The organism is Enterobacter cloacae complex sp. GYL001 (genome assembly GCF_049237125.1).
In the GTDB taxonomy this organism is placed as follows: Bacteria; Pseudomonadota; Gammaproteobacteria; order Enterobacterales; family Enterobacteriaceae; genus Enterobacter; species Enterobacter hormaechei_C.
On record NZ_JBMKGW010000006.1, the window covers coordinates 184891 to 203527 of the forward strand.

At 57.6% G+C, this 18637-nt stretch carries 15 protein-coding genes and 1 other annotated feature; of the genes, 10 read left to right on the plus strand and 5 right to left on the minus strand.

Annotated elements, in window-relative coordinates; translation table 11 throughout:
* Positions 1-22: 22 nt before the first annotated feature.
* The 9 genes from ACOTWU_RS13480 (at position 23) to ACOTWU_RS13520 (ending at position 9414) form a co-directional block, all read left to right on the plus strand.
* Positions 23-400, plus strand: coding sequence for a DUF454 family protein (locus tag ACOTWU_RS13480; RefSeq protein ID WP_032104069.1), 378 nt, complete (start codon positions 23-25; stop codon positions 398-400).
* Between the two features lie 151 nt (positions 401-551).
* Positions 552-1103, plus strand: a complete 552-nt coding sequence (apt, locus tag ACOTWU_RS13485) for an adenine phosphoribosyltransferase (protein ID WP_000127359.1) — start codon at positions 552-554, stop codon at positions 1101-1103.
* An 88-nt stretch (positions 1104-1191) separates the two neighbouring features.
* Positions 1192-3120 (plus strand): DNA polymerase III subunit gamma/tau, encoded by a 1929-nt coding sequence (dnaX, locus tag ACOTWU_RS13490; RefSeq protein WP_017383214.1) that lies wholly within the window; start codon positions 1192-1194, stop codon positions 3118-3120.
* Positions 2450-2514: a sequence feature (DnaX frameshifting element), on the plus strand. It overlaps the preceding gene by 65 nt.
* A 53-nt stretch (positions 3121-3173) precedes the next feature.
* A complete protein-coding gene (locus tag ACOTWU_RS13495) occupies positions 3174-3506 on the plus strand; it encodes a YbaB/EbfC family nucleoid-associated protein (RefSeq protein WP_003858972.1) in 333 nt (110 codons plus the stop codon).
* Entirely contained in the window at positions 3506-4111 is a 606-nt protein-coding gene (gene recR / locus ACOTWU_RS13500; RefSeq protein WP_006809843.1) for a recombination mediator RecR, read from the plus strand. The genes ACOTWU_RS13495 and recR overlap by 1 nt, the downstream gene beginning before the upstream one ends.
* Before the next feature lie 111 nt (positions 4112-4222).
* Entirely contained in the window at positions 4223-6097 is a 1875-nt protein-coding gene (gene htpG, locus ACOTWU_RS13505) for a molecular chaperone HtpG (protein WP_015571245.1), read from the plus strand.
* A gap of 218 nt (positions 6098-6315) precedes the next feature.
* Positions 6316-6960 carry an adenylate kinase gene (adk, locus tag ACOTWU_RS13510; RefSeq protein ID WP_006809841.1) on the plus strand — a complete coding sequence of 215 codons (645 nt, stop codon included), beginning with the start codon at positions 6316-6318 and terminating at the stop codon, positions 6958-6960.
* Between the two features lie 124 nt (positions 6961-7084).
* On the plus strand, positions 7085-8047 hold the full coding sequence (gene hemH / locus ACOTWU_RS13515) for a ferrochelatase (RefSeq protein ID WP_017383216.1): 963 nt from the start codon (positions 7085-7087) through the stop codon (positions 8045-8047).
* Positions 8048-8109: 62 nt separating this feature from the next.
* Positions 8110-9414 (plus strand): inosine/guanosine kinase, encoded by a 1305-nt coding sequence (locus ACOTWU_RS13520; protein ID WP_032104066.1) that lies wholly within the window; start codon positions 8110-8112, stop codon positions 9412-9414.
* Between the two features lie 93 nt (positions 9415-9507).
* On the opposite strand, the gene ybaL is transcribed toward ACOTWU_RS13520, so the two are convergent.
* Positions 9508-11184, minus strand: a complete 1677-nt coding sequence (gene ybaL / locus ACOTWU_RS13525) for a YbaL family putative K(+) efflux transporter (protein ID WP_126499171.1) — start codon at positions 11182-11184, stop codon at positions 9508-9510.
* 232 nt (positions 11185-11416) lie between these two features.
* On the minus strand, positions 11417-12637 hold the full coding sequence (locus ACOTWU_RS13530) for an MFS transporter (RefSeq protein WP_045338736.1): 1221 nt from the start codon (positions 12635-12637) through the stop codon (positions 11417-11419).
* A 164-nt stretch (positions 12638-12801) separates the two neighbouring features.
* Between ACOTWU_RS13530 and ushA the strand changes: the two genes are divergently transcribed.
* Complete coding sequence (gene ushA / locus ACOTWU_RS13535; protein WP_017383219.1) at positions 12802-14454, plus strand: bifunctional UDP-sugar hydrolase/5'-nucleotidase UshA; 1653 nt, start codon at positions 12802-12804, stop codon at positions 14452-14454.
* Between the two features lie 89 nt (positions 14455-14543).
* Here ushA and ybaK read toward each other — a convergent pair whose 3' ends face one another.
* The 3 genes from ybaK to copA form a co-directional block, all read right to left on the minus strand.
* Positions 14544-15023 carry a Cys-tRNA(Pro)/Cys-tRNA(Cys) deacylase YbaK gene (gene ybaK, locus ACOTWU_RS13540; protein WP_047728176.1) on the minus strand — a complete coding sequence of 160 codons (480 nt, stop codon included), beginning with the start codon at positions 15021-15023 and terminating at the stop codon, positions 14544-14546.
* Between the two features lie 198 nt (positions 15024-15221).
* Complete coding sequence (locus ACOTWU_RS13545) at positions 15222-16016, minus strand: TraB/GumN family protein (RefSeq protein WP_017383220.1); 795 nt, start codon at positions 16014-16016, stop codon at positions 15222-15224.
* A 50-nt stretch (positions 16017-16066) separates the two neighbouring features.
* Positions 16067-18565 carry a copper-exporting P-type ATPase CopA gene (gene copA / locus ACOTWU_RS13550; RefSeq protein WP_017694389.1) on the minus strand — a complete coding sequence of 833 codons (2499 nt, stop codon included), beginning with the start codon at positions 18563-18565 and terminating at the stop codon, positions 16067-16069.
* Positions 18566-18637: the final 72 nt, after the last annotated feature.

Below are 18637 nucleotides of genomic sequence, written 5' to 3' on the forward strand. Positions count from 1 at the left end.
CAGTTTGATAACGATTCGCATTATGCAGCGTACTATTTTAATCATCATTGGCTGGTTCGCGGTAGTGCTGGGCACGCTGGGTGTGGTTTTACCCTTGCTGCCGACCACCCCGTTTATCCTGTTGGCCGCCTGGTGCTTCGCCCGCTCGTCGCCGCGTTTTCACCACTGGCTTCTGTACCGCTCGTGGTTTGGCGGCTACCTGCGGCACTGGCAAAAACACCGGGCCATGCCGCCCGGGGCTAAGCCGCGCGCCATTGCCTTCATCTTGATCACCTTCGCCGTCTCGTTATGGCTGGTGAAAATGATGTGGGTGCGCATTCTGCTGCTGGCGATCCTGGTCTGCCTGCTGATCTTTATGTGGCGGATCCCCGTGGTTGATGAAAAGCAACAAAAGCACTGAAGCCTCATCATGGCGGTTGCAATTATGGCGCACAGCCAGTAAATTCGACCGTTTTCGAGCACAGGTGCGCCTGGTCAAAGGTTAAACAACTGTTACTTTGACCGACTCGTCGCGCGCCGTGAGTAACACTGTTTCATTTAGGCACAAACCGATGACCGCAACTGCACAGCAGCTTGAATATCTGAAAAATAGCATCAAAAGTATCCAGGACTATCCAAAACCTGGCATTCTTTTCCGCGATGTCACCAGCTTGCTGGAAGACCCGAAAGCGTACGCCCTCAGCATTGAACTGCTGGTTGAGCGTTATAAAAACGCCGGGATCACCAAAGTAGTAGGTACTGAAGCCCGTGGCTTCCTGTTTGGCGCACCGGTTGCGCTGGCGATGGGCGTGGGTTTTGTGCCGGTGCGTAAGCCGCGCAAACTGCCGCGTGAAACCATTGCTGAGAGCTATGAGCTGGAATACGGCACCGATCAGCTGGAAATTCACGTTGATGCCATCAAGCCAGGCGACAAAGTGCTGGTGGTGGACGATCTGCTGGCAACCGGCGGCACCATCGAAGCGACCGTGAAGCTGATCCGTCGTCTGGGCGGGGAAGTGACCGACGCGGCATTCATCATCAACCTGTTCGATCTCGGCGGCGAGCAGCGCCTGGAAAAACAGGGTATTACCAGCTACAGCCTGGTGCCATTCCCGGGACATTAATCCCGTATCTCACAACCTCGCTCAATGGGTGAGGTTGTGATAGCATTCCCCTCCATTAATTCACCTTCCAGCGTTGCAGAGCCTGCCCATGAGTTATCAGGTGTTAGCCCGTAAATGGCGACCACAAACCTTTGCTGACGTTGTCGGTCAGGAACATGTGCTGACGGCCCTGGCGAACGGCTTGTCGCTAGGTCGCATCCATCACGCCTATCTTTTCTCCGGCACCCGCGGCGTCGGTAAAACCTCTATTGCCCGTCTGCTGGCAAAAGGTCTGAACTGCGAAACCGGGATCACCGCCACCCCGTGCGGCGTGTGCGACAACTGTCGTGAGATCGAGCAGGGGCGTTTTGTCGATCTGATTGAGATCGACGCCGCCTCGCGCACCAAAGTGGAAGACACCCGCGATCTGCTCGACAACGTGCAGTACGCCCCGGCGCGCGGCCGCTTCAAGGTCTATCTGATCGATGAAGTGCACATGCTGTCGCGCCACAGCTTCAACGCCCTGCTGAAAACGCTGGAAGAGCCGCCTGCGCATGTCAAATTCCTGCTGGCGACCACCGATCCGCAAAAGCTGCCGGTCACGATCCTCTCGCGCTGCCTGCAATTCCATCTGAAGGCGCTTGACGTTGAGCAGATCCGCGCTCAGCTTGAGCATATCCTCGATGAAGAGAACATTGTCCACGAGCCACGTGCGCTGCAACTGCTGGCCCGTGCCGCGGACGGCAGCCTGCGCGATGCGTTGAGCCTGACCGATCAGGCGATTGCCAGCGGTGACGGTAAACTCTCCACCGACGCGGTCAGCACTATGCTCGGCACGCTGGATGACGATCAGGCGCTGTCGCTTATTGAAGCGATGATTGCCGCCAACGGTGAGCGGGTAATGACCCTCGTCAACGACGCCGCTGCCCGTGGCATTGAGTGGGAAGCGCTGCTGGTCGAGATGCTCAGCCTGCTGCACCGCGTGGCGATGCTGCAACTGTCTCCGTCGGCCATTGGCGCGGACATGGCGACCATTGAACAGCGGATGCGTGAACTTGCGCGCACCGTGCCGCCGGCTGACGTTCAGCTTTATTATCAGACGCTGCTGATTGGCCGCAAAGAGCTGCCGTTTGCACCGGATCGCCGGATGGGCGTTGAAATGACGCTGCTGCGCGCGCTGGCCTTCCATCCGCGCAAGCCATTGCCGGAGCCGGAAACGCCCCGGCAGTCCTTTGCGCCGGTTGCGCCGACGGCGGTAATGTCACCGCAGCAGGTGCCACCGCAACCGGCATCGCCGCCGCCGCAAAACGTGCCGCTGTCGGATGCCACCAGTTCGGTGCTTGCCGCACGAAGCCAGTTGCAACGTGCGCAGGGAGCAACCAAACCAAAAAAGAGTGAACCGGCAGCGCCTGCAAGAGCGCGGCCGGTGAACAACGCCGCGCTTGAACGACTGGCCTCGGTAACGGAGCGCGTGCAGTCGCGTCCGGCACCGTCCGCGCTCGAGCAAAAAGCCCCGGCGAAAGAAGAGGCATACCGCTGGAAGGCGACCACCGTTGTTGAAACGGTCAAGGAAGTGGTCGCCACGCCAAAAGCGCTGAAAAAGGCGCTGGAGCATGAAAAAACGCCGGAGCTGTCCGCGAAGCTCGCGGAAGAATCCATTGAGCGCGATGCCTGGGCCGCCGAGGTCAGCAAACTGCAACTGCCGAAGCTGGTGGAGCAGGTCGCGCTGAACGCCTGGAAAGAGCAGGACGGTAATCAGGTGCGTCTGCACCTGCGCCCTGGCCAGCGGCACCTCAACTCCCCTGGCGCGCAAAAGGCGCTGGCCGAGGCGCTTACCGCATTACAGGGTGTACCGGTTGAATTGACTATCATTGAAGATGATAATCCGGCGGTGAAAACGCCGCTCGAGTGGCGTCAGGCCATTTATGAAGAGAAGCTCGCGCAGGCGCGAGAGGCGATAATTGCGGATAACAACATCCAGACCCTGCGTCGGTTCTTCGACGCCGATCTGGATGAAGAGAGTATTCGCCCCATTTGATCGTGAGTCTGACTTACGGTTGTAATCCTTAACGTGAAAGAAGAGAGAAGCCTATGTTTGGTGGAAAAGGCGGTCTGGGTGGCCTGATGAAGCAGGCTCAGCAGATGCAGGAAAAAATGCAGAAGATGCAGGAAGAGATCGCTCAGCTGGAAGTCACGGGTGAATCCGGTGCCGGTCTGGTCAAGGTGACCATCAACGGTGCGCATAACTGCCGTCGCGTTGAAATCGACCCGAGCCTGCTCGAAGACGACAAAGAGATGCTGGAAGATCTGGTTGCAGCCGCGTTTAACGATGCCGCTCGCCGTATCGACGAAACCCAGAAAGAGAAAATGGCCTCTGTTTCCAGCGGTATGCAACTGCCGCCGGGCTTTAAGATGCCATTCTGATGCAAACCAGTCCGCTGCTCACGCAGTTAATGGAAGCACTGCGCTGCCTGCCGGGCGTTGGCCCGAAGTCGGCGCAGCGTATGGCGTTTACGCTATTGCAGCGCGACCGCAGCGGCGGGATGCGCCTGGCGCAGGCTCTGACCCGCGCCATGTCAGAAATTGGCCACTGTGCGGATTGCCGGACCTTTACCGAGCAGGACGTATGTAACATCTGCACGAACCCGCGTCGTCAGGAAAACGGTCAGATTTGCGTGGTGGAGAGTCCGGCGGACATCTACGCCATCGAACAAACCGGGCAGTTTTCCGGCCGCTATTTCGTGCTGATGGGGCATCTCTCCCCGCTGGATGGCATCGGCCCGGACGATATTGGTCTCGATCGCCTGGAGCAGCGCCTGGAGTCGGAAACCATCAAAGAGGTGATCCTCGCCACCAACCCGACGGTGGAAGGGGAGGCAACCGCCAACTACATCGCCGAGCTGTGCGCGCAGTACGGCGTTGACGCCAGCCGCATCGCCCACGGCGTGCCGGTCGGCGGTGAGCTGGAGATGGTCGACGGCACCACGCTGTCACACTCGCTGGCCGGACGTCACAAGATTATTTTCTGACCAAACGGAGGCCTCCGCGCGCGGCCTCCGCTTGAAAATTCCTCCCCTTATCCCCATCTCTCACTCAACGTTTTACAACCCCATTAAATGGCATTGTTGAGGTCGACTTAGATGAAAGGACAAGAAACCCGTGGTTTCCAGTCAGAAGTAAAACAGCTTCTGCACCTGATGATCCATTCCCTGTATTCCAACAAAGAAATCTTCCTGCGTGAGCTGATTTCCAACGCCTCTGATGCGGCGGACAAGCTGCGCTTCCGCGCGCTGTCTAACCCGGATCTGTATGAAGGCGACGGCGAGCTGCGCGTGCGCGTCTCGTTTAATAAAGAGAACCGCACCCTGACCATCGCCGATAACGGCATCGGGATGAACCGCGACGAGGTGATTGACCACCTCGGAACCATCGCCAAATCCGGCACCAAAGCGTTCCTTGAGTCCATGGGCTCTGACCAGGCGAAAGACAGCCAGCTGATCGGTCAGTTCGGCGTAGGCTTCTACTCGGCGTTCATCGTGGCGGACAAAGTCACCGTGCGCACCCGCGCCGCGGGCGACAGCGCCGAGAACGGCGTGCTGTGGGAGTCTAAAGGTGAAGGTGAATACACCGTTGATGACATCACCAAAGCGGATCGCGGCACCGAAATCACCCTGCACCTGCGTGAAGGCGAAGACGATTTCCTGAACGACTGGCGCGTACGCTCCATCATCAGTAAGTATTCCGACCATATCGCGCTGCCGGTTGAGATTGAAAAACAGGAAGAGAAAGACGGCGAAACCGTGGTTTCCTGGGAGAAAATCAACAAGGCGCAGGCGCTGTGGACGCGTAATAAAGCTGAAATTAAAGACGACGAGTACAACGAGTTTTACAAGCACATCGCCCACGACTTCACCGATCCGCTGACCTGGAGCCACAACCGTGTGGAAGGGAAACAGGAGTACACCAGCCTGCTGTACATCCCGGCGCAGGCGCCATGGGACATGTGGAACCGCGATCACAAGCACGGCCTGAAGCTGTACGTGCAGCGCGTCTTCATCATGGACGACGCCGAGCAGTTCATGCCGAACTACCTGCGCTTTGTGCGTGGCCTGATAGACTCCAACGATCTGCCGCTGAACGTCTCTCGTGAAATTCTTCAGGACAGCACCGTCACCCGTAACCTGCGCAACGCCCTGACCAAACGTGCGTTGCAGATGCTGGAAAAACTGGCGAAGGACGATGCGGAAAAATACCAGACCTTCTGGAAACAGTTTGGCCTGGTGCTGAAAGAAGGTCCGGCGGAAGATACTGCGAACGTGGAAGCTATCGCTAAACTGCTGCGCTTCGCCTCTACGCACAACGACTCCTCCGCCCAGACCGTGTCGCTGGAAGAGTACGTCTCCCGCATGAAAGAAGGGCAGGAGAAGATCTACTACATCACCGCCGACAGCTATGCGGCAGCGAAGAGCAGCCCGCATCTGGAACTGCTGCGTAAGAAAGGCATCGAAGTGCTGCTGCTGTCTGACCGCATCGACGAGTGGATGATGAACTACCTGACCGAGTTCGACGGTAAATCCTTCCAGTCCGTTGCCAAAGCCGACGAGTCTATCGATAAGCTGGCGGATGAAGTGGACGACAGCGCGAAAGAAGCCGAGAAGGCGCTGGAGCCGTTCGTTGAGCGCGTTAAAACGCTGCTGGGCGACCGCGTGAAAGAGGTGCGCTTCACGCACCGTCTGACCGATACGCCAGCCATTGTCACCACCGATGCGGACGAAATGAGCACCCAGATGGCGAAACTGTTCGCTGCGGCGGGCCAGGCCGTGCCGGAAGTGAAATATATCTTTGAGCTTAATCCGGATCACCCGCTGGTGAAACGCGCGGCGGATACCCAGGACGACGCCCGCTTTGCGGAGTGGGTTGAACTGCTGCTGGATCAGTCCCTGCTGGCCGAGCGCGGTACGCTGGAAGATCCTAACCTGTTCATTAAACGTGTGAATGCGCTGCTGCTGGCGTAATCTTCCCTCACCCCGGCCCTCTCCCACAGGGAGAGGGTGAAAGAGTTCCCTCTCCCTGTGGGAGAGGGTTAGGGTGAGGGCACCAGACCGCACGAAGCCAAATTATCTCCCCCCGTTAACCGTTTCAGCCTTCCCGCCTTCCTTGAGCCATACCCGTTCTGGTGGTATTGTTTAGCGCTTTTTGAAAAATTGAATCGACTTTTGAGGGGATTTTCGCAATGCGTATTATTCTGCTTGGCGCTCCGGGCGCGGGTAAAGGAACTCAGGCTCAGTTCATCATGGAGAAATACGGTATTCCGCAAATCTCCACCGGTGACATGCTGCGCGCCGCTGTTAAATCTGGCTCCGAGCTGGGTAAACAAGCGAAAGACATCATGGACGCAGGCAAACTGGTGACCGACGAACTGGTTATCGCGCTGGTTAAAGAGCGCATTGCTCAGGAAGACTGCCGTAACGGTTTCCTGCTGGACGGCTTCCCGCGCACCATTCCTCAGGCTGACGCCATGAAAGAAGCGGGCATCAACGTGGATTACGTGCTGGAGTTCGACGTACCAGACGAGCTGATCGTTGACCGTATCGTTGGCCGTCGCGTACACGCTGCTTCTGGCCGCGTTTACCACATCAAATTCAACCCACCTAAGGTTGAAGGCAAAGACGACGTGACCGGCGAAGAGCTGACCACCCGTAAAGACGATCAGGAAGAAACCGTGCGTAAACGCCTGGTGGAATATCATCAGATGACCGCACCGCTGATCGGCTACTACACCAAAGAAGCGCAGGCGGGTAACACCAAATACGCGAAAGTGGACGGCACCAAAGCCGTGGCTGACGTACGTGCAGAGCTGGAAAAAATCCTCGGCTAAGCGCACCTCTCTCACCCGGAGCCCCGGGTGAGAAAAATTCTCATCTTACCTATTACAGCAATGGGTTTCGTTTAAACGCATTTCCGCTACAATTGACAGCCTATCAAATGGTTAAGAGGCGTGAATGAGTCAGGCGAAAACCGGCATCCTGCTTGCCAATCTGGGCACCCCAGAAGCACCTACTCCAGCGGCGGTCAAACGCTACCTGCGACAATTTTTAAGCGACACGCGCGTCGTGGATACCCCAAGACTGCTGTGGTGGCCACTGCTGCGTGGCGTCATTCTGCCGATTCGTTCCCCGCGTGTGGCAAAGCTCTATCAGTCCGTGTGGATGGAAGAGGGCTCGCCGCTGATGGTGTACAGCCGTCGTCAGGAGAAGGCGCTGGCCGCCCGCCTGCCGGACATGCCCGTTGCGCTCGGCATGAGCTACGGTAAGCCGTCCCTGGAAAGCGCCGTCGACTCTCTGCTGGCGCAGGGCGTTGAACACATTGTGGTGCTGGCCCTTTATCCGCAGTATTCGTGCTCCACGGTAGCTGCCGTCTGGGACGAACTGGCGCGCATTCTGGCGACCCGCCGCCGTATACCGGGTATCACCTTTATCCGCGACTACGCCGATAACGAGCTGTACATTCAGGCGCTTGCCAGCAGCGCGCGCGCGTCGTTTGAAAAACACGGCGAGCCGGATCTGCTGCTGCTCTCCTATCACGGTATTCCGCAGCGTTTCGCGAACGAAGGGGATGATTACCCCCAGCGTTGCCGCGATACCACCCGCGAGCTGGTCTCCGCCCTCGGCCTGCCGCCTGAGAAGGTGATGATGACCTTCCAGTCGCGCTTCGGCCGTGAACCGTGGCTCACCCCGTATACTGATGAAACGCTTAAGATGCTGGGCGAGAAGGGCGTGAAGCACATTCAGGTGATGTCGCCGGGCTTCTCGGCGGACTGTCTGGAAACGCTGGAAGAGATTGCTGTCCAGAACAAAGAGTTCTTTATGGAGGCGGGCGGAACGAAATACGAATACATTCCTGCGCTTAACGACTCCCCTGAACACATCGACATGATGGTGTCACTGGTCACCACCCGCCGCTGATCGCGTTACGGGCCGGGTTTGTGCTACCATTCCCGGCCCGTATTCTTTGCACAGTTCAGACCATGAAATTTCCCGGTAAACGTAAGTCCAAACACTATTTCCCCGTCGATGCCCGCGATCCGCTGTTACAGCAAATTCAGCAGGAAAGCGAAACCAGCGCTGCCTGGGTGGTCGGTATCGATCAGACGCTGGTGGACATTGAAGCCAAAGTGGATGATGCGTTTGTCGCACGTTACGGTCTGAGCGCCGGGCACTCGCTGGTGATTGAGGATGACGTTGCTGAAGCGCTGTATCAGGAGCTGGTGCGCGAAAATCTTATCACCCACCAGTTTGCCGGCGGCACCATCGGCAACACCATGCACAACTACTCCGTACTGGCAGACGACCGCTCGGTGCTGCTTGGCGTGATGTGCAGCAATATCGAAATCGGTGGCTATGCCTACCGCTACCTGTGCAATACCTCCAGCCGCACCGATCTGAACTATTTGCAGGGCGTTGACGGGCCGATTGGCCGCTGCTTTACGCTGATAAGCGATTCCGGCGAGCGTACCTTTGCCATCAGCCCCGGCCATATGAACAAGCTGCGCGCTGAAAGTATCCCGGAAGAGGTGATCGCGGGCGCGTCTGCGCTGGTACTGACCTCCTATCTGGTGCGCTGCAAGCCGGGCGAACCAATGCCGGACGCAACCATGAAGGCAATTGAGTACGCGAAGAAATACAACGTGCCTGTGGTTCTGACGCTGGGCACCAAATTCGTCATTGCCGACAACCCGGAGTGGTGGCAGGCCTTCCTGAAAGAACACGTCTCGATTCTGGCGATGAATGAAGAAGAAGCCGAAGCGCTGACCGGCGAAAGCGATCCGCTGCTGGCGTCTGATAAGGCGCTGGACTGGGTAGATCTGGTGCTCTGCACCGCCGGGCCGGTCGGGCTGTATATGGCGGGCTTCACGGAAGAAGAGAGCAAGCGGAAAACCCAGCACCCGCTGCTGCCGGGCGCAATCGCCGAATTTAACCAGTACGAGTTCAGCCGCGCCATGCGTCATAAAGACTGCATCAACCCGCTGCGTATCTTCTCCCACATCGCACCGTATATGGGTGGCCCCGAGAAGATCATGAACACCAACGGCGCGGGCGACGGCGCGCTGGCCGCGCTGCTGCACGACATCACCGCCAACGCCTACCACAAAACCAATGTGCCGAATTCCAGCAAGCACACCTTCAACTGGCTGACCTACTCCTCGCTGGCGCAGGTGTGCAAGTACGCGAACCGCGTGAGTTATCAGGTGCTGAACCAGCATTCACCGCGCTTAACGCGGGGGCTGCCGGAACGGGAAGACAGCCTCGAAGAGGCGTATTGGGACAGGTAAAAGCAAAACGGCAACCTGTGGTTGCCGTTTTTAGTGTTTGTTCCCTCTCCCTGTGGGAGAGGGCCAGGGTGAGGGCATCAGGCCGCACAAAACTTAACCCGTCACCGCCTCTTCAACTGGCGGTTTTGTCAGCATTGTCAGCATTGTATTCGCAATCTCACGCTCACCCATCACCACCTGATTCGCGCCGCGCTCGGTGATGTACTCCACTTCGTCATCATAATGGGCGCGGGCAATGATTTCGATATGTGGGCATTTTTCACGGGCTGTGGCGACAATCTCGCCAGCCTCGTAACCGTTCGGGATAGTGAGCAGCAGCCAGCGAGCGCAGTCCAGATGCGCCAGATTCATAATCTCTTCGTTAGCCGCGTTGCCCAGCACCGCGCGGATGCCGCGCTCGCGAAGCTCGTCGACGCGAGTGCGGGAGGTTTCAATCACTACCAGGGGGATCCCCTGGGCCATCAGCTTCTCACCGAGCAGGCTGCCGACGCGGCCAAAACCGACCAGCAGCGCGTGGTTGCAGATATCTACGGGGATCTGTTTCTCCTCCTCAATCGCTTCTTCCAGGGTTTGCTCTTCGAGGGTTTCGGTCTTCTCGAGATATTTCTCCTGCAGGGCAAACAATACCGGGTTTAGCATGATGGAGAGGATCGCCCCCGCCAGCACCAGATTTTGCCCCGCCTGTGGCAGCAGGTTCAGGGCCATCCCCAGACCAGCAAGAATAAAGGCGAACTCGCCAATCTGCGCCAGGCTGGCGGCGATGGTCAGCGCCGTGCGCGGCGAGTGACCGAACATCCGTACCAGGAAGAAGGCGGCAACGGACTTACCAAAGATGATGATTGCCAGCGTACCCAGCACGGCCAGCGGCTGCTGAATGAGGATCAGCGGGTCGAACAGCATCCCGACGGAGACAAAGAACAGCACCGCGAATGCATCACGTAGCGGCAGGGTATCGTGCGCGGCACGGTGGCTCAGCTCGGACTCGTTCAGCACCATCCCGGCGAAGAACGCGCCCAGCGCAAAGGAGACGTCAAACAGCTCGACGGCGCCAAAGGCAATGCCCAGCGCCAGCGCAAGGACCGAAAGCGTGAACAGTTCACGCGAGCCCGTGGCGGCGCTGCGGGACATGATCCACGGCACCAGACGGCGGCCCACCAGCATCATGATGGCGATAAACGCCACGACTTTACCGATGGTAATGCTCATATCCAGCGCCAGCGAGGCGAAGCCGATATTCTCTTTTTCCATCATCCCGGCAACGGCAGGCAGCAGAACCAGCGTCAACACCATTACCAGATCTTCAACAATCAGCCAGCCTATCGCGATTTGTCCGCGCTGGCTGTCTATCAGCTGTCTCTCTTCAAGCGCGCGCAGCAGCACCACGGTACTGGCGGTTGAAAGACACAGCCCAAATACGATACCGGTCATGATTGACCAGCCCAGCACCGCCGAAAGCGCCATGCCCAGCAGCGTCGCCACCCCTATCTGGGCGATCGCTCCCGGTATGGCGATCGACTTTACCGCCATCAGATCCTTCAGGGAAAAATGCAGTCCGACGCCAAACATCAGCAGGATCACGCCCAATTCCGCCAGCTCAGGCGCCAGTTTGGTATCTGCGACAAAACCCGGCGTAAAGGGCCCTGCCAGCACGCCCGCCAGCAAATAGCCTACCAGGGGCGAAATACGCAATTTATTGGCAATCATGCCGAGAATAAAAGCGAGCACAAGTCCACCAACAATGGTGGTGATAAGCGGTGTGGCGTGGTGCATTCCGTCTCCTTTCGCGATGGGTGATCCATTTTTGGTGCAAATACCAAAAAGCCGATTAATAGTTTATGACAATTTTTACGCTTATGTTTATGAATAATTGTTGAAATCACAATAAAAAGGCAATAAGCATGAAAAAAGGCAGATTTTGATAAATTTGCTGAGGGGAGGGAGAGGAAAGCCTTATGGCATCAGGTTATCCGGCTGCCAAAGTTTAACTTTGGCAGCCGTGAAGTCACGCTTTATGACGATTGTCAGGCAGGAATATGGTCAACATCCCCAGAAGTGGCAGGAAAGCGCAGATTTTATAGACCAGGAAGATGCTGGTGTGGTCTGCAACCATCCCCAACACGGCTGCGCCAAGGCCGCCCATGCCAAAGGCAAAACCGAAAAAAAGGCCGGAAACCATACCGATACGTCCCGGCAGCAGCTCCTGCGCGTAGACCAGGATGGCTGAAAATGCCGATGCGAGAATAAAACCAATAATCACCGTCAATATTCCGGTCCATTCCAGCGTTGCGTACGGTAAAACAAGCGTAAACGGCGCGACGCCGAGGATAGAGCCCCAAATCACATATTTACGTCCAATTTTATCCCCTACAGGGCCGCCTATCACCGTGCCTGCCGCCACCGCAAACAGGAAGGCAAAGAGGTGGAACTGGGCGTTTTGTACTGATAATCCGAATTTTTGCATCAGATAGAAGGTGTAATAGCTGCTGATGCTCGCCATATAGAAATATTTCGAGAAAATCAGCACCAGCAGCACGCTGACGGCAAGGATCACCTTATTGCGCGGAAGGGGATTGGTTATCTTCGCGGCAGGTTTTCCCTTATTTACGCGATGCTGCGCGGCATACCAGCGGCTGATTTGCGCCAGGACGACAATCGCCAGCAGCGCGGCCAGCACAAACCACGCCACGTTGCCTTTGCCGTAAGGCGCGATAATTACCGCCGCCAGCAGAGGACCGAGGGAGCTACCAAAGTTACCCCCCACCTGGAACAGAGACTGCGCCAGCCCGTGACGTCCGCCTGAGGCCATACGTGCCACGCGGGACGATTCCGGATGGAACACCGATGAACCGGTTCCCACCAGCGCCGCGGCAACCAGTACCGCCTCAAAGCTGCCCGCCATGGCCAGCAGCACCAGCCCGCTCAGGGTGAAGCACATGCCAATGGGCAGCGACCATGGCATCGGGTATTTGTCCGTCCAGTAGCCCACCACCGGCTGTAGCAGCGAAGAGGCCAGCTGGAAGGTCAGGGTGATCATCCCGATCTGCACGAAGGATAATGAGAACTCAGATTGCAACAGCGGGTAGATCGCCAGAATCAGCGACTGGATCATGTCGTTGAGCAGATGAGAGAGACTGATTGCGCCTAATACTTTAAAGGAAGTGCGCGATTTCGGCGGCGACGCCGGAGCGCCCTGGACGGGCTGGGTTGATTCACTGATTGCCATAAATACCACGTCGATTTGTTATTAGAGATGCAGGGAGTAATTATTATCCGACTAACATACCCGTCCGTGACATTTGAAGAAAGTCGCAATTCTGAAAACTTATTTGTCTATTCTTGTGAGTCACTGTAATTTTTGCGTTTGTCTATGGGTCAGGGAGAGAGAAGATGAAGTTAATGAAGCGTGGCGTCGCGCTGGCGCTCATCGCCGCATGGGGGCTGACAAGCCTGCCCGCGCAGGCGTATGAAAAAGATAAAACCTATAAAATTACCATTCTGCATACTAACGATCATCACGGCCATTTCTGGCGCAGCGAATACGGTGAATATGGCCTGGCGGCGCAAAAAACGCTGGTGGACGGCATTCGTAAAGAGGTCGCGGCCCAGGGCGGCAGCGTCCTGCTGCTGTCGGGCGGGGATATTAATACCGGGGTGCCGGAATCTGATTTACAGGATGCCGAGCCTGATTTCCGCGGCATGAATTTAATTGGTTACGACGCGATGGCGGTCGGAAACCACGAGTTTGATAATCCGCTGAGCGTGTTGCGCCAGCAGGAGAAGTGGTCCAAATTCCCGTTCCTTTCCGCCAATATTTATCAGAAAAGCACCGGCGAGCGCCTGTTTAAACCGTGGGCGCTGTTTAAGCGTCAGGATCTGAAGATCGCGGTCATCGGCTTAACCACCGACGATACGGCCAAAATTGGCAACCCTGAATTTTTCACCGACATCGAATTTCGTAAACCGGCGGACGAAGCGAAGCTGGTGATCCAGGAGTTGCAGCAGAATGAAAAACCGGATGTGATTATCGCGACCACCCACATGGGGCATTACGATAACGGTCAGCACGGCTCTAACGCGCCGGGCGACGTGGAGATGGCGCGCAGCCTTCCTGCGGGCTCGCTGGCGATGATTGTGGGCGGTCACTCACAGGATCCGGTCTGCATGGCTTCTGAGAATAAAAAGCAGGCAGATTATGTGCCCGGCACGCCGTGCGCGCCTGATCGTCAGAACGGGATCTGGATTGTACAGGCCCACGAGTGGGGTAAATACGTTGGCCGCGCGGATTTCGAATTCCGTAACGGCGAAATGAAGCTGGTGCACTATCAGCTCATCCCGGTCAACCTGAAGAAGAAAGTGACCTACCCGGATGGCAAAAGCGAGCGGGTACTCTACACGCCAGAGATCGCTGAAAACCAGCAGATGCTCTCTTTGCTGACGCCGTTCCAGAGCAAAGGGAAAGCGCAGCTGGACGTGAAGATTGGCACGCTTAACGGACGACTGGAAGGGGACCGCAGCAAAGTCCGCTTTGTACAGACCAACATGGGGCGTCTGGTGCTGGCCGCGCAGATGGCGCGCACGAATGCTGATTTCGGCGTGATGAGCGGCGGCGGTATTCGTGATTCCATTGAAGGCGGAGACATCACCTATAAAGACGTGCTCAAGGTGCAGCCGTTTGGCAACGTGGTGGTCTATGCGGACATGAGCGGGAAGGAGGTGATTGACTACCTGACCGCCGTGGCGCAGATGAAGCCGGATTCCGGGGCGTATCCGCAGTTTGCTAACGTCAGCTTCGTCGCGAAGGACGGCAAGCTTAACGATCTCAAAATCAAAGGCGAACCGGTTGATCCGGCGAAAACCTACCGCCTGGCAACGTTAAGCTTTAACGCCACCGGCGGCGACGGCTATCCGCATATCGATAACAAACCGGGCTATGTAAATACCGGGTTTATTGATGCGGAAGTGTTGAAGCAGTTTATCCAGCAAAATTCACCGATTGACGTGAACATGTATGAGCCGAAAGGCGAGGTGAGCTGGCAGTAGTGCGTTTTTTTGCCGGGTGGCGGCTTCGCCTTACCCGGCCTACATTTGAATCGTAGGCCCGGTAAGCGCAGCGCCACCGGGCAATTTTCTCAATCCCGGCGCGCAATATCCGCAAATTTCGCGTCCAGTATTTTCGCCAGATCGCCTGCGGCCAGTTCGATATCCAGCCCGCGTTTGCCGCCAGAAATATAGATCGTCTCAAATTCCTGCGAAGGCGCATCGATCAGCGTCGGCAGACGCTTTTTCTGGCCGAGTGGGCTGATCCCGCCGACCAGATAACCCGTTGTGCGTTGCGCAACCATCGGGTCAGCCATATCGACCTTTTTCGCTCCCAGCGCTTTGGCCACTTTCTTCAGATCAAGCTGTCCGGCGACGGGCGTCACTGCCACGGCGAGGTGCTTCATATCGCCGTTCACCGCGACCAGCAGCGTTTTGTAGACCTGGTCCGCGTTCAGCCCCAGCTTGCGCACCACTTCATCACCAAAGTTGGTTTCGTTCGGATCGTGATCGTAGGTATGGATCCGGAAAGAAATGTTGTTTTTTTCGAGTAATTTAACGGCGGGAGTCATGGCTATCCTTCTTACGACAGACGATTCATACCAGCAGCATACGCCTGACGTTTGTCTAAAAAATAGCACCATCTTGCGCAATAGTATTGGCAGTGATGGTTACTTTGAGCGACAATCGGCGTAGCCGAAGGTCACTTCGGTATAATAAAAACGATGAAATTCCTCTTTGACGGGCCAATAGAGATATTGGCCATTTTTTTATTTCAGCAGCGACGGCAAATTCCCTTCTCCGTACAAATGCAACGCGCCAACCGCGACAACATAACGACCGGCAGGCAGGGCATATAGTGTCTCCCGCCACGCCTGGTTGCGCGCGTTCATCAGCACATCATACAACGATTCACTGAACGTCGACGGTAACGCCAGCTTACCGTCTGCGGGCGGCGCATCCAGCCACCAGCCAATCATCGTTTGCAGCAGACGCGCGTTGGTGTGCCAGTGGGTCAGGGTATCATCCAGCAGCATGAGGCCGTCATCGGGAAGCTGGCGAAGAAGCGCAATCTGGCTGTCCGTGCCTTCCAGTTCAATGACGGACAGGTTGCGTGCCCTTGCCGCATTCAGCAGTTGATAATCGATACCGTAATCGCCGCGCAGCCCCAGGCGCTGCGCCTGGGTGGCCTGTAGCACCATGGCAATTTGCCACAGGGGCAGAGTGTCGAGCATTGAGAGCGAGACGCCGGTCTCATCCGCAAGACGGGTAAGCTCAGCCAGCTGCGTCCCGTTAAGACGTTCCGCCAGGGGGCGATCGCTTTCCAGCCCTGCAAACGGCGATTCATGGCCGGAGATGTCGGCTTCGACGATCAGCGCGTCGGCGCGCTTCAGCAGTTTAATCAGGCCGGAGGGCAGGGGGGACATGTCCTGCGTGCCCATATGAATGCTTCCCACCAGGTGCAGATGCTGCCCGCCCGGAAGCGAAATATCCATACCGGGCCAGGCATAACGGCGGGGAAAAAGGGCGCGAAACGATGTTTTTAGACGATTAAACAGACCCATACGCGCTCCATGACCGGAAAGGTTCATGCTAGCGCGTACGGGTACAAGGTTCAATCCTTCGGTTTAAACCGCAGCAGACGGTTAGCGTTGCTCACCACGGTAATTGAAGAGAGCGCCATCGCCGCACCCGCAACAACCGGGTTCAGCAGGGTACCGGTCAGCGGCCACAAGATCCCGGCGGCAATCGGAATGCCGAGCGAGTTATAGACGAAGGCCCCCAGCAGGTTCTGCTTCATGTTGCGCAACGTGGCTTTCGAAATCGCCAGCGCATCCGCCACCCCCATCAGGCTGTGGCGCATCAGGGTGATCGCCGCGGTTTCAATGGCGACATCGCTCCCGCCGCCCATCGCAATGCCTACGTCAGCCTGCGCCAGCGCCGGGGCGTCGTTAATGCCGTCGCCCACCATCGCCACCTGGCGACCCTGACTTTGCAGGTTCTTGATGGCGTCCGCTTTGCCGTCCGGCAGCACGCCCGCGATCACCTCATCAATACCGGCTTCTTTCGCAATGGCGTTGGCGGTGGTGGGGTTGTCCCCGGTCAGCATCACCAGACGATAGCCCGCGCGGTGCAGGCGCTGTAAGGCATCTACGCTGTCCTGGCGTAACGGATCGCGCACGGCCAGCAGCGCCGCCACCTGACCATCCCTCGCCAGCAGAACCGGCGTCGCGCCCTGAGAGGCCTGCGCGTTTAGCTCTGCGTCCAGTGCGGACGTATCAACGCCGTGTTCAGTCAGCAGTGCCTGGTTGCCCAGCAGCAGCGTATGGCCTTCGGCTTCACCGCTGACCCCTAAACCGCGCAGGGTGCGGAAGTTGCTGACCTGCGGCAGACGGCCATCACCGGCTTTCTCCAGGATAGCGCGCGCCAGCGGGTGGCTGGAACCTTGTTCCAGCGCGGCGGCCAGGCGCAAGGCGTCCGTCTCCGTACAGCCAACGGTACTGACGGCCACCACCTGCGGTTTGCCCTCGGTGAGCGTGCCGGTTTTATCAAAGACAAGGGTGTCCAGCGTGCTTGCCCGTTGCAGGGCGTCAGCATCACGGACCAGTACGCCAAATTCGGCGGCGCGTCCGACGCCAGAGATAATCGACATCGGCGTGGCCAGGCCAAGGGCACAAGGGCAGGCGATGATCAGCACCGTGGTGGCGATCACCAGGGTGTAGACAATCTGCGGCGCCGGGCCGAAGAAATACCAGATCGCCGCGCTCAGCAGGGCAATACCGACGACCACCGGCACAAAAATGGCGGAGATTTTATCGGCAAGCTGACCAATCTCCGGCTTACTGCTCTGCGCCTGGCGGACCATGCGAATGATGCGTGACAGCGTGGTATGGCTCCCGACCGCGCTGGCGCGGAACAGTACGCTGCCGTCCTGTACCACCGTACCCGCATGCACCGCATCGCCCTGAGATTTCTGCTGGGGTATCGGCTCGCCGGTCAGCATCGCTTCATCCAGCCAGGCATCGCCCTGGGTGATTTCACCGTCGACGGGCACGCGGTCGCCGGTGGTCAGGCGCAGCGTCATTCCCGGCTGTACCTCTGAGAGCGGAACGCTTTTTTCCCCGTCGTCCGTGACCACGCGGGCCGTCGGCGGGGTTAAATCGAGTAATCTTTCCAGCGCTTTCGACGAGCGCTGACGCGCGCGGGCTTCGAGCATATGGCCTAAGTTAATCAGACCGATAATCATCGCACTCGCTTCATAATAGAGATGGCGCGCCTCCATCGGGAACCACTGCGGCCAGACGTTCACGCTCATCGAATACAGCCACGCCGCGCCGGTACCGAGCGCGACCAGCGTGTCCATCGTCGCGGTGCGGTTTTTCAGGCTCTTCCAGGCGCTGGTATAGAAATGTCCGCCAGCAAACACCATCACCGCAAGGGTAATCAGACCAATCACCAGCCACAGGGTGCGGTTGTCAGCGGTGACCATCATGTTGTCACCCATCATGCCCCACACCATCACCGGAATACCGACCAGCAGGGCGACAATCGCCTGCCAGCGGAAACGCTTCATAGTGGCGACAGCCGTTTCCTGCTGGCGCTCGCGGCGCTCGGCATCATCTTCGATGGCCTCCGCCCCGTAGCCCGCTTTCTCCACGGCCTGCACTAACTCTGCGGCGGAGGCGCTGCCCATCACCAGCGCAGTACGCTCCGCCAGGTTTACCCGTGCCTGTGCGACGCCCGGTACCGCCTGTAAGGCGTTTTGTACCCGGGAGACGCAGCTGGCGCAGCTCATGCCGTTGATCAGCAGCTGTTGGCTGTCATCAATATCATCAGCTACCGGAAGCTCAGGAGTGGCCGCTGTCAGTGCTTCCGACGGGGATGATGACTCTGCCAGCGGTTTAGCCTTTGGGTGGCTTAACTCCGCCCCGTAACCGGCCTGTTTAATGGTATCAATCAGCGCGTCGGCGCTGGCGCTGCCGGTCACGGCGGCATGATCGATACTCACCTCAGCGCTTTCCACGTCAGGACGCTGCTCCAGGCTTTCTTTAACGCGTTTGACACAGTGGCCGCAGGAGAGGCCGTCCAGTGTCAGGTCAATAGTGTGAGACATAACAAAACTCCCGTATAATGTTCTGGTCAATTGTTGACCTTCACTCTGCTTTTCGCTAACTGTTATGAAGGT

What these genes read in the sequence shown, in the direction of transcription:
- ACOTWU_RS13480 (WP_032104069.1), top strand. Translation starts at nt 23, where the DNA reads ATGCAGCGTACTATTTTAATCATCATTGGCTGGTTCGCGGTAGTGCTG.
- apt (WP_000127359.1), top strand. Translation starts at nt 552, where the DNA reads ATGACCGCAACTGCACAGCAGCTTGAATATCTGAAAAATAGCATCAAA.
- dnaX (WP_017383214.1), top strand. Translation starts at nt 1,192, where the DNA reads ATGAGTTATCAGGTGTTAGCCCGTAAATGGCGACCACAAACCTTTGCT.
- ACOTWU_RS13495 (WP_003858972.1), top strand. Translation starts at nt 3,174, where the DNA reads ATGTTTGGTGGAAAAGGCGGTCTGGGTGGCCTGATGAAGCAGGCTCAG.
- recR (WP_006809843.1), top strand. Translation starts at nt 3,506, where the DNA reads ATGCAAACCAGTCCGCTGCTCACGCAGTTAATGGAAGCACTGCGCTGC.
- htpG (WP_015571245.1), top strand. Translation starts at nt 4,223, where the DNA reads ATGAAAGGACAAGAAACCCGTGGTTTCCAGTCAGAAGTAAAACAGCTT.
- adk (WP_006809841.1), top strand. Translation starts at nt 6,316, where the DNA reads ATGCGTATTATTCTGCTTGGCGCTCCGGGCGCGGGTAAAGGAACTCAG.
- hemH (WP_017383216.1), top strand. Translation starts at nt 7,085, where the DNA reads ATGAGTCAGGCGAAAACCGGCATCCTGCTTGCCAATCTGGGCACCCCA.
- ACOTWU_RS13520 (WP_032104066.1), top strand. Translation starts at nt 8,110, where the DNA reads ATGAAATTTCCCGGTAAACGTAAGTCCAAACACTATTTCCCCGTCGAT.
- ybaL (WP_126499171.1), bottom strand. Translation starts at nt 11,184, where the DNA reads ATGCACCACGCCACACCGCTTATCACCACCATTGTTGGTGGACTTGTG.
- ACOTWU_RS13530 (WP_045338736.1), bottom strand. Translation starts at nt 12,637, where the DNA reads ATGGCAATCAGTGAATCAACCCAGCCCGTCCAGGGCGCTCCGGCGTCG.
- ushA (WP_017383219.1), top strand. Translation starts at nt 12,802, where the DNA reads ATGAAGTTAATGAAGCGTGGCGTCGCGCTGGCGCTCATCGCCGCATGG.
- ybaK (WP_047728176.1), bottom strand. Translation starts at nt 15,023, where the DNA reads ATGACTCCCGCCGTTAAATTACTCGAAAAAAACAACATTTCTTTCCGG.
- ACOTWU_RS13545 (WP_017383220.1), bottom strand. Translation starts at nt 16,016, where the DNA reads ATGGGTCTGTTTAATCGTCTAAAAACATCGTTTCGCGCCCTTTTTCCC.
- copA (WP_017694389.1), bottom strand. Translation starts at nt 18,565, where the DNA reads ATGTCTCACACTATTGACCTGACACTGGACGGCCTCTCCTGCGGCCAC.